Source organism: Emticicia fontis (assembly GCF_054779675.1).
The window spans coordinates 1-10,508 of sequence record NZ_BAAGXU010000025.1 but is presented as its reverse complement, the minus strand read 5'-3'; the positions used below and the strand labels follow the sequence as shown (position 1 = coordinate 10,508).

Annotated in this window: 9 protein-coding genes and 1 rRNA gene; 6 read left to right on the top strand and 4 right to left on the bottom strand. The window is 37.5% G+C overall.

The window, feature by feature from the left end; genetic code table 11:
- Positions 1–117 precede the first annotated feature (117 nt).
- Positions 118–229: ribosomal RNA gene (rrf, locus tag ACYVFA_RS13860) — 5S ribosomal RNA — on the top strand.
- Positions 230–1,911: 1,682 nt separating this feature from the next.
- On the opposite strand, the gene ACYVFA_RS13855 is transcribed toward rrf, so the two are convergent.
- Positions 1,912–2,229, bottom strand: coding sequence for a hypothetical protein (locus ACYVFA_RS13855; protein ID WP_460472429.1), 318 nt, complete (start codon positions 2,227–2,229; stop codon positions 1,912–1,914).
- Between the two features lie 235 nt (positions 2,230–2,464).
- Positions 2,465–3,340 (bottom strand): HEAT repeat domain-containing protein, encoded by an 876-nt coding sequence (locus tag ACYVFA_RS13850; protein WP_460472428.1) that lies wholly within the window; start codon positions 3,338–3,340, stop codon positions 2,465–2,467.
- Between the two features lie 261 nt (positions 3,341–3,601).
- On the opposite strand from ACYVFA_RS13850, the gene ACYVFA_RS13845 reads away from it, so the two are divergent.
- Positions 3,602–4,729: an aspartate aminotransferase family protein gene (locus ACYVFA_RS13845; protein ID WP_460472427.1), complete on the top strand. Its 1,128-nt coding sequence runs from the start codon at positions 3,602–3,604 to the stop codon at positions 4,727–4,729.
- Here ACYVFA_RS13845 and ACYVFA_RS13840 read toward each other — a convergent pair.
- Complete coding sequence (locus tag ACYVFA_RS13840) at positions 4,719–5,522, bottom strand: class I SAM-dependent methyltransferase (RefSeq protein WP_460472426.1); 804 nt, start codon at positions 5,520–5,522, stop codon at positions 4,719–4,721. The two genes, ACYVFA_RS13845 and ACYVFA_RS13840, sit on opposite strands and share 11 nt — an antisense overlap.
- 94 nt (positions 5,523–5,616) lie before the next feature.
- Here ACYVFA_RS13840 and ACYVFA_RS13835 point away from each other — a divergent pair, with 94 nt between their 5' ends.
- Complete coding sequence (locus ACYVFA_RS13835; RefSeq protein WP_460472425.1) at positions 5,617–6,099, top strand: DUF456 domain-containing protein; 483 nt, start codon at positions 5,617–5,619, stop codon at positions 6,097–6,099.
- Between the two features lie 56 nt (positions 6,100–6,155).
- Here the strand turns inward: ACYVFA_RS13835 and ACYVFA_RS13830 are convergent, their stop codons facing one another.
- Complete coding sequence (locus tag ACYVFA_RS13830; protein WP_460472424.1) at positions 6,156–6,677, bottom strand: GNAT family N-acetyltransferase; 522 nt, start codon at positions 6,675–6,677, stop codon at positions 6,156–6,158.
- A gap of 229 nt (positions 6,678–6,906) precedes the next feature.
- Here ACYVFA_RS13830 and ACYVFA_RS13825 point away from each other — a divergent pair, with 229 nt between their 5' ends.
- From ACYVFA_RS13825 to ACYVFA_RS13815, 3 genes are all read left to right on the top strand, one after another.
- Entirely contained in the window at positions 6,907–7,266 is a 360-nt protein-coding gene (locus ACYVFA_RS13825) for a BlaI/MecI/CopY family transcriptional regulator (protein ID WP_460472423.1), read from the top strand.
- A gap of 28 nt (positions 7,267–7,294) precedes the next feature.
- Entirely contained in the window at positions 7,295–9,496 is a 2,202-nt protein-coding gene (locus ACYVFA_RS13820) for a M56 family metallopeptidase (RefSeq protein ID WP_460472422.1), read from the top strand.
- Between the two features lie 179 nt (positions 9,497–9,675).
- Entirely contained in the window at positions 9,676–10,401 is a 726-nt protein-coding gene (locus tag ACYVFA_RS13815) for an OmpA family protein (RefSeq protein WP_460472421.1), read from the top strand.
- The last annotated feature ends 107 nt before the right edge of the window (positions 10,402–10,508 follow it).

Below are 10,508 nucleotides of genomic sequence, written 5' to 3'. Positions count from 1 at the left end.
GAATCGAGGGCTCCTATTTTTTTCAATCTCTTTTGTTCTCTCTCCATTATATTGTCAAGATACATGACTTTAAGATATTAGTTGATAAGTCCGTAAGGACGGTCCAACGACAGCCTTCATGGCGTCCATTGGGCGGGTGTTCACCTCTTCCCATCTCGAACAGAGCAGTTAAGCCCCGCACCGCTGATGGTACTGAGTTCATCCTCGGGAGAGTAAGTAGATGCCAGAATTTTATTACAAAAGCCTCTAAGAGCAATCTTAGAGGCTTTTTTTGTGCTCATTTGCCTAGAAAATGACCTTCATGGCGTCCATGGTCAGAGTCGTGGGCGACTGGAGCCGGGGTCGCGCACGACCGCGACGCGTAGTCTTCACCTCTTCCCATCTCGAACAGAGCAGTTAAGTCGCGGACGGCCAGTCGGGGACGCCTAGTCCGCACCGCTGATGGTACTGAGTTCATCCTCGGGAGAGTAAGTAGATGCCAGGATTTTATTACAAAAGCCTTTAAGAGCAATCTTAGAGGCTTTTTTTGTTTACTTAGGCCAACAAACGACCTTCATGGCGTCCATTGGGTGGGGCGCGGGGTCGCGCACGACCGCGCCGCGAAGTCTTCACCTCGACTTCGCGTCTGCGTTCCCATCTCGAACAGAGCAGTTAAGTCTCGGACGGCCAGTCCGGGGACGCCTAGTCCGCACCGCGACTACGCGTCCTGTGATGATACTGATGTTACGCACACCGGTTCATCCTCGGGAGAGTCCCATTCCATGGCGGAGTAAATACCAAGATTTTATTTAAAAGCCTCTAAGAACAATCTTAGGGCCTTTTTTTATGCATATACTTTAAAAAAACCTTCATGGTGTCCATGGCCGGAGTGGAGTCGCGCACGACTGCGATGTGACGTCTTCATCTCGACTTGGCGTCTGCGTTCTCATCTCGAACAGAGCAGTTAAGCCTGTGGGCGTACAGTTTCGCGCCACGACTACACTTCCCGTGATGGTGATGACAAATCGTTTGCCGGTTCATCCTTGGAAGAATCTCGTTACATGGTGGAGTAGATACCATACCTTTTTTATGCTTATAAGCCCCCAAAAATAGTATCTATTATTTAGAGTTATTGAAAGGCAAGTAGGATATAAACCCTGCTATAAATGTACGTTGAACTGTATTAAGACTTTCCAAATCAACTAACGAAATCTTGTAAGGAAATTTCAAATTAAATATTTAAGCATGGTATTTTAATAGACAGTATAATTTTTTCTATATGACTATTGTTTATTTTAAACTGAATTTATAATTTGTTTTATTTAATCAACTAAGATTATATATTTGATAAGCAATTAGCTATCAACGTTTTACATTAAAAAGTGTGCATAACTTTTGTGGATAACTTTTTAGTTTGATTTTTTCTGCCTTCGTATATATTAACTAGTTGATTACTAGCCATTAATGTTTTCTTAATATTAGACTTTTTTACTGTTGCTAAAATGGTATAGAAATAGTATTTTTTAAAGATTATTGCTTTTTGTAAGTTTGCCTATCCTTATATAGAGGATTAAACTTTCTGTGAGAATGGAAAGAAGTAAAAGAAAACGCAGCAACGGCTTTCTCGACGTGCTGCGTAATCATCGCAATGAAGCGGGAGTGCTTCTTACGATAGTACTTTTACTAAAGGCTGCCTTCGAAATCATCCTTTTAGTATTAAGTATATGATTGAGATAAAGCCGTATATTTAATGTATACGGCTTTTTTTAATCTCAAACAAAATTGTAACATAATAACTTTATAATCAATTTATAGCCTGTTTTTTTTTGAACTTGTTATCCACAGACTACATTAATGTCCTGATTTTACCCTTATTGCCCTCTTCTTTTAAATGATTGCGCACATTCACAATTCCTTTAAAACCGTTATACATCAAGTCGTAGGATACTCATCAATCCCCAAAGTAGTCAGTTTAGGATTGATAGTTTTTTGGCAGATAATCACCTGAAAAAACTTCGTTCTCATCGCATCAAAATCACAGACAAACTTATTTTTTACTTTCAAAGTGCGATAGACTGCTGTATAATTCACCTTCTTTTGCTCCCATCCATTAATGGCGAGATTTGTCTGTACGCATTCAATCGCTCTTTTTAAGTTAGAGAAGTAAACTGTAAAGGGTTCCCTCTTCCGAACATCATTCAATGAGCCTATATAATGTATGGTTACTTCGTAGATGATTGCCTGCCGCATGAAATAATAGTTTTTTAGCTTATTAGCCCTTTGAATAGCGCTAATTCTTAAATTTATTCAATAAAACGATTTTTATGAAAAATTATTAGATAATTTTTCTGCTCTATAATATCAACACATACCGGACGTTATTTAATAGTATTTCATTTAGTTATAGAGAAAAAGCCCGAACATATCGATTTGTTGGGCTTTTTCTTTTTTGTAGATTCTTGTGTATACTTTCAATAGGTATTACCTAACTATTTTTATTCCTGATATCTTCTAAGACCATTCTTACAAGTTGCCCTATTGTAGATTCAAAACCTCTGCCAGAACTACCTCCTGTTTCTCCCCAATGTGCTTTCATCTTTACTTTCGGTTTTATTTTCTCGTTTAAATGTTTTTCTAAAAATTGTATCGAACTATTATCATTTATCTTATTCAATAGTCTGATTGTATCATATCTAAATAAAGGCTCTGGATGTTCAAGGTTTTTATGTAAATAGTTTAAAGCTATAGTTATATCAGTATCAATGAGTTTTCTCGCAAAATGACAATATACCTCATCCTGTTCTTCTGTATCTAACTCAAAAGAATGATTTAATAAATAAGCTTCATTAAATTCAAAATTCGTTTTGTCTTGTACAGTCATTAGCCATGTATTTTGTTTATTCCAATATTTTTCTGATTGAAATTGATAATAGTTATCTGTCGAATATAGGATTTTCTCAGATTTAAGTAGTCCATTAGTAAACCATTCTTTAACTGATTTTTCTTCTCTGTTGTATTCTACTAATAAATTCCCTTTTTCATCTTCAACTCGTGCAGATTCTAATTTCCCGTCTTTATATATTCGTATATAGTTTTCAGAAAAATTATCTATCCAATGAAAATGGGTCCCAACGCTTATGCCTTTCGAGAAAAACATTTCTTTAATAAGTCTATTTGAACTGGTATTAAGCATAAATAATCTACCATCTAATTCTCCTTCCAAATAGCTCCTTTCATAATAAATACTCCCCCATTGATCAAACGCTATCCCTGAAAATGGTTTATCTTGATAAATTGGTCCCCAAGGCACAACAGGATCCTCCCAGTCTAATTCGTCAATGCTAACTCTTAATACTTCCATATTACAATCTTCAAAAGTGTTTACTTATTCTATACTTTAAGATACTATTAAATCAAATAAGTATCTAGATTTTTATACCGTAATCCAACTTATCCACATATACACAAACTTATCCACAATTGTTGATTATCTATTACCAGTGGCATAAGGCCTTCATATTCTTTCAATTTTTTGACTATTTTCTGCTAATAAAATGAGAACTTTGCTGGCTCATTTTAAAACGGCTCCAAAAGAGCTATTTATCATAAAACCATAGTACAAATGACGCTTTTTAATGTGTATCCCCTTTACGACATTGAGCCGGTAAAAGCTCAAGGTTCTTATCTATGGGATAAGAACGGACAACAGTATTTAGATTTATATGGTGGCCATGCCGTTATTTCAATCGGTCACACCCACCCTGTTTATGTCCGAAGGCTTACACAACAATTAAAGAACATTGGTTTTTATTCTAACTCAGTAAAAATTCCATCGCAGGATGAATTAGCCGATAAATTAGGTAAAATATCTGGTCTGAAAGATTATTATTTATTCCTGGTTAATTCAGGTGCAGAAGCCAATGAGAATGCTTTAAAATTAGCTTCTTTCTATAATGGACGTAAGAAAATCATTTCGTTCACCAAAGGTTTTCATGGGCGTACGTCGGCGGCCGTAGCTGTTACGGATAATCCTGCCATCAAAGGACCGATTAATTTTGACGACCACGTACAGATTCTACCTTTCAATGATGTAGAAGCTGTAAAAAGAGCCGTTGATAATGATACCTGTGCCGTAATTGTAGAAGGTATCCAGGGTGTCGGTGGTATTCAGGTAGCAAGCAATGAGTTTCTAAAAACCATTCGCAAGGCTTGTGATAAAACCGGAGCCATCTTTATCCATGATAGCGTACAATGCGGTTATGGTCGTTCGGGTAAGTTTTTCAGTTTCCAGCATAGTGGTGTGAAACCTGATATTATCTCTACTGCTAAAGGAATGGGCAATGGTTTCCCTATTGGTTCAATCCTGATTTCACCTAGATTCCAAGCAAAACATGGCATGTTAGGCACTACTTTCGGGGGTAATCATCTGGCTTGTACGGCTGCTAATGCGGTTTTAGATGTGATCAAGAAGGAAAAACTAATACAGAATGCCGCTACGGTAGGCGATTATTTCTTTGAGAATCTGAAAGGTTTCAGCGGGATTAAAGAATTGCGCGGTAAAGGATTAATGATAGGCATTGAGTTTGAACAACCCGTTGAGCCTATCAGAAATTCCTTATTGTTTGACCATAAAATATTTACAGGCGTGGCCGGGAAACATACGATGCGTTTGCTTCCAAGCCTTGCCCTTACAACCAAAGAAGCCGACATCTTCTTAGATGCCTTACAAAAGGTATTGGTTAAGGCTTAACCGCCTCAATAGCCAATAAATAGAGCTTCATGGCTTGTGCGTCGCTGGCAATCCAGGCATCATACTCCTGGATTGCTTGCAGACGTAATTCTTCTGTACAAAATCTATCATTCACTACCTGTTTGCCACGTGTTTCTGCCACCACACTCCAGATTCTGGCATCACCCTCAAAACCAGGTTCTTCTCGTCTGCTTACTTCATGCTGCTCTACTTTATTAATTAATTGCAGCCCTAGTTTTTCATAAATAGCAGCCAGATTATCAGCAATGCCATTATCATAGCCTGCATCTTTTCTCCAGTTCAGAAAAGCCGCATAAAAATCCAGCATTGATTGCGGCGGTTGTGGTGTCCACTCAATCTTCGTATGATTATAATCCAATATAGAAATCATGCCGCCGGGTTTCACCAGATTCAACATTTGTGCTACCACTTCTTCCGGATTATTCACCCATTGTAGGGTACGGGCAGCAATCACCAGATCAAATTTCTGTTCAGCAGGATATGTATTAATATCCGCCACTTCAAACGATAAATTGCTCAGGTATGCATAATTCTTTTGCGCCAGTGCAATGAGGTGTTCACTAAAGTCGATACCCACTACACGCCCGCTTACGCCAACCCGCTCGGCAATGCCTGCAGTAATTGACCCTGATCCACAACCTACATCGAGTACCGACATTCCTTCTTTCAGCAGGTTCAGGAGCGACGAATAAGCATTTTCAATTGTCCGGCGGTCAAGCACTTTGTTCGCACCCTGTGGCATTTCTGCTCTTGTTTGAGAGGTCTGATTCATGAGATATTTGATAAATGGTTGATAATGCTGATTGAAATAGGGGGTATCATTTTAAATAATAATATATTTGTTTATTCAAATGCCCACAAAATTTATGGATATATTACTGCTAATTATTGCCATTGTTTGCTTAATAGTCGGCCTGATCGGGGCTGTATTGCCTTTACCAGGACCTCCCTTAAGCTTTGTTGGCATTCTGGTTTTGCACTTCACCAAGTTTGCCAGTTTCAGCGAAAACCTGCTTTGGGTATTAGGTATTGTTACCTTAATAGTTACAATTCTCGACTACTATGTTCCTATCTGGGGCACCAAAAAATTCGGCGGCTCTAAATACGGTACATGGGGTAGCATGATTGGCTTACTCGTTGGTTTATTCTTTGGCCCTTTTGGTATCTTTATTGGTGCCTTTTTAGGGGCTCTAGCTGGCGAACTTATCGGTGGTTCTACCTCTCAACAAGCAACTAAAGCAGCTATTGGCTCTTTTATAGGCTTCCTCGTAGGCATCGTTATGAAAATTGCCCTTTGTGTGGTCATGATCTGGTATGCCGGCAAAGAACTATGGCATTACTTTGGTTAAACATACCTTTAACTCCCTTCCCCATTGTTGGGGAAGGGTTGGGGATGGGGTTAAATTCAACTCCGTCTCAACTCCCACTGTATCAATTCCTCCTCAGTTTTCACATATTGAAAACCAGCCTTTTGCAACACCTTCTGAGAGCTGAGCCCGTCAATGAGCGTATGGGCAATAATGGCTTTGAGGTACGGATTCTGAAAAGCCCACTTTACCAGACAAATTAAGGCTTCGGTTGCATAGCCTTTTCCCCGGTGATTCAGATCCATGCCATAACCTGTTTCACATTCTCCCTTTTCGTCGGGTAATCCTGTTACGCCCATGCCGCCTACTGCGATATTCTTTTCTTTCAGCACAATCAGCCAGTTAGTAAACCAGATATAATTATCAGGATTCTGCTCCACGAGTGGCGCCCAATGGTTTTGCAGGGCATCGTCGAACTCAGTTTGGAAAAAGGGTTCTGTTTCGACTTTCGCTGATTTCAAGCCAAGATTTTCAGCTAAAGCTTCGTGATTATTATAAATACGTAATTGATGATAATTCAAAGGAATGAGCTTTAAACGCTCAGATTCGATATAAAACATGATTTTGGATAGTCTTTTCTTTAAAAATAAAAACTTAGAACAAGTGAAGACTTGTCTTGGTGATTGCCTGTTTGTTGTTCTTAAACAATATCAGGCAGTCGACTATCCAGAAGTGAAGTACTAAATTTCAGAGGCAAATGATTACGCTATAAATGTATAAAAATATTCTTTAATTGCAATAACTGAAAAATAAGTTGTGTAACTGAAAAATACGTTGTATATTTGATTGATGGAAGAGCTAACAAAAACCGAAGAACGCATCATGCAGATAATCTGGGATTTAGGCAGGTGCTTTGTAAAAGACATCATAGAGAAAATGGATGAAGAGCCTAAGCCGCCTTACAATACCATTTCCTCAGTAGTGCGTATTCTTGAAAAGAAAGAATATGTGGGCTTTAAAGCCTATGGTAAAACCTATGAGTATTTTCCAATTATTAGTAAAGACGAATATGGCAAGTTTTCGTTTAAGAAGGTCTTTGCCAATTATTTCAATAATTCAGCTGAAAACCTGCTTTCTTTTATCGTAAAAGAAGAAAAGATAACCAATGCTGAAATTGAAAAACTCAAGCAGTTTATAGACAAACAATAGAGTGCCATCAACCTTATTCTAAAATGCTATGCTGTTTCTAACTTACCTTTTGAAAGTGTCAGTCTGCCTGACTGTTTTCTATGGTTTGTATTTCTTTGCTTTCCGCAAATTTACTTTCCATACGCTCAATCGTTTTTATCTGCTTTGTACACTTTTGCTGAGTTTCATTATCCCGCTCATTTCTTTTGAAACTACCAAAGTGGTGAAAGTTGAGCCCGCCATAGTTATTGAGAACTCCTCCATTACTAGCATACCTGGCTATACCCCTGCTTATACTCCAATGGATGATAGTCAGGCTATTGCACTTGTGGAGCTTCCAGATGAAACACCAGACTGGCGTTTTTATGTGTTATTCGCCTATATAGCAATTGCAGTCATCATGATGCTATTTTTATGTGCAAAGCTTTTGAAAATATACCAACTGAGTCGATATGCCATTAAAGCCGATCATTTACGGATTGTTCAAAGAGATGGGCAACTAACTAATGCCTCATTCTTTAACCTTATTTTTTTAAACACTAACGGTCTTACGGATATTGAAAAAGCCCAGATAATTGCCCATGAATGTGTACATATTAAGCATTTACATTCTATTGACATTTTATTAGTTGAGCTATGCAAAATCATCTTGTGGTTTAACCCAATCATTTACTTCTATAAAAAATCATTGGTAGAAGTACACGAATTCGAGGCTGACCAAAATACGATTCAACAATTTGACAGTAAAAACTATGCACATTTACTACTCAAATTGGGTATTAATCATACGGTTGATTTAACCAATCAATTCAGTTTGCACCCACTATCTACACGCATTCATTTTTTGTTTAAAAAGCGTACGGTTACTGTAAAAAAGATATTTTATACGTTATGTTTTCCTCTATTAGCATTAGGCATTTTTGCTTTTGCTCAACGTCATGAAAAATTGATTTATGAGACTGCGGTAAAAGCATCAGAGGAAGTTAATAATAAGATAGCTAATCTGTCAGAGGCATTACAATCAATTGATAAAGACTCACTCAATAAGAATAAAGAAAAGCCATTGGCATCAATAAACCAGAAAGACTCGGTAGTGAATACCTTTGGTTCCATGATAAACCCATTTTTGTTTAAAACACCCGAAGTTGCCTTACCTTATCCTAATAAAATTACGGTATCAAATAATTTACATAGAATAATAATAAGCATGGGAAGTACACCTTTTGAGTTCAGTTTTGACCATTATAAGGGTGCAGGATATGTCGTTGAAAATACGACAGAAGGAAATATCAAAATTTTGCAGGATGGCGAAGAGCTTATCAAAGATAAGGATTATACATTCGTATATGACGAGGGTTATATTAGTAAGATAAAGTTTAAAGAGCATGTATGGAGTAAAAAATTAAGTATCAGTATTATAGCTAAGGACCTCTCTTTTCGGGCTCCCTCGAAAGCAGAGGCTATTCCCTTACCCTCAATCTATTATCGAAGAGGAGATACAAATCAAAATAGCCTGTGGAGATATAATAACTTTGAAGTGTCTCCTCAAAAGATAGGTATTACTACTGACGATTTAAAGACTTCTGTGCCTGCTAGTTTTTTAGACAAAGAACCGGTTAAAAAGCAAACACCCAATTATAATAGCCCATGGAGATATAAAGCCCGCCTAAACTCGATACAAAATTTTAACACAGATAGCCTGAGAACTTTTATGCCTGCTAATTTTCTGGGCAAAGAACCTCTGGTGATTATCAATGGGCGCGAATACCACCCGAGAATTTTACATAACCTTAATTACAGAGGGGGTAGAAGTTATGTAGCTAAACCTAATGACCCTAAAGCGATAGAAAAATATGGCTTAAAGGCACAGGATGGCGTTGTGGATATTATCACTGATAAAAGTTTCGAATTTGATTCCGAAAGGAAACGCCAGATAGCTCTTGAAAATATAAAAAGAGAATTATTAGCTTATGAATTATACAAAAATGATAAAATTGTAAAAGTACGCCTGCTTGATTATGATGATACTGAATATGAAAAAGTTATTATAAGAGGATTGATTAATGAAGGATCAACATCTGCTAATATTCCGATTGGTGGAAAAGTATCTTATAAAATTGATGGTAAAGAGGTGAGTGAAGCAGATATAATTAAATATGAAGGAGTGCTGATCCAGACAAGTATGTGGAATAGTGATGCGCCTGATAATAATGGATTCAATGCAGGCTTTAGTTTCAGGACAAAAAACTAGAAGATTGTAGAAATTTTTCCCATATCTGTGCAAAATGAGCTAATTTTCGTTATCTGCTTGATTTTTAAATAAAAATAGATAAATAATTAATTATCAATTAATTACGTAGGTTTTTTGTGAAGCTGGTATATTTCTTTGAGAGATTATTGAAAATTTCGAACATTAAAATTTTCAAAGTCATGAATACGACTCAATCATCTATCAGAAAATATGTAACATTATCGGTTTGTGGAGCGATGTTAATGAGTGCAACCACTTCCTGTAATTCGTTTAAGAAACTAACGAATGAACAAAAAGGTGCGATTATCGGTATTGGTACCGGAGCTGCTGCAGGAGCTGCTATCGGTAGCAAAAGTAAAAACCCGGCCGTGTATGCCATTGTTGGTTCGGCAGTAGGTGGTGTAGCAGGTGTGTTTATCGGTAAGTATATGGATAAACAAGCGGCCAAAATGAAAAAAGACCTGGAAGGCGTGGCAGAAATAGAACGTATTGGCGAAGGTATCAAACTGACCATGAAATCTGGTATCCTTTTCGGAGTTGACTCTTACTCACTTAATCAAATGTCTAAAGATAACCTTGAAAAGTTAGCTCAGACACTAAAAGAATATGAAGATACCAATATTCTGGTAGCAGGGCATACCGATAATACAGGTAGTGAAGATTATAATATGAAACTTTCAGAAAGACGTGCCGATGCAGTAGCTAATTTACTGAATAAGCTGGGAGTAAAACGTAGTAGAATGTCAGTAATTGGCTATGGCGAATCAGCCCCTGTAGTTGATAATACCAGTGAAGCCGGGCGAGATAAAAACCGTCGTGTAGAGCTGGCCATTGTAGCTAACGAAGATTTGAAGAAAGATGCCGCCAAAAATGGCTCAAACGCTGTTGCGGCTAATGATAAGTAGTATCCAGGTTAATTTATATTATTTACGCGGAGTACATCAGATAATAGGCAGGTTAAACGCATTAAAATTTGAATAGTAAAAATGAATAAAGACCTTTGCTAAATGCA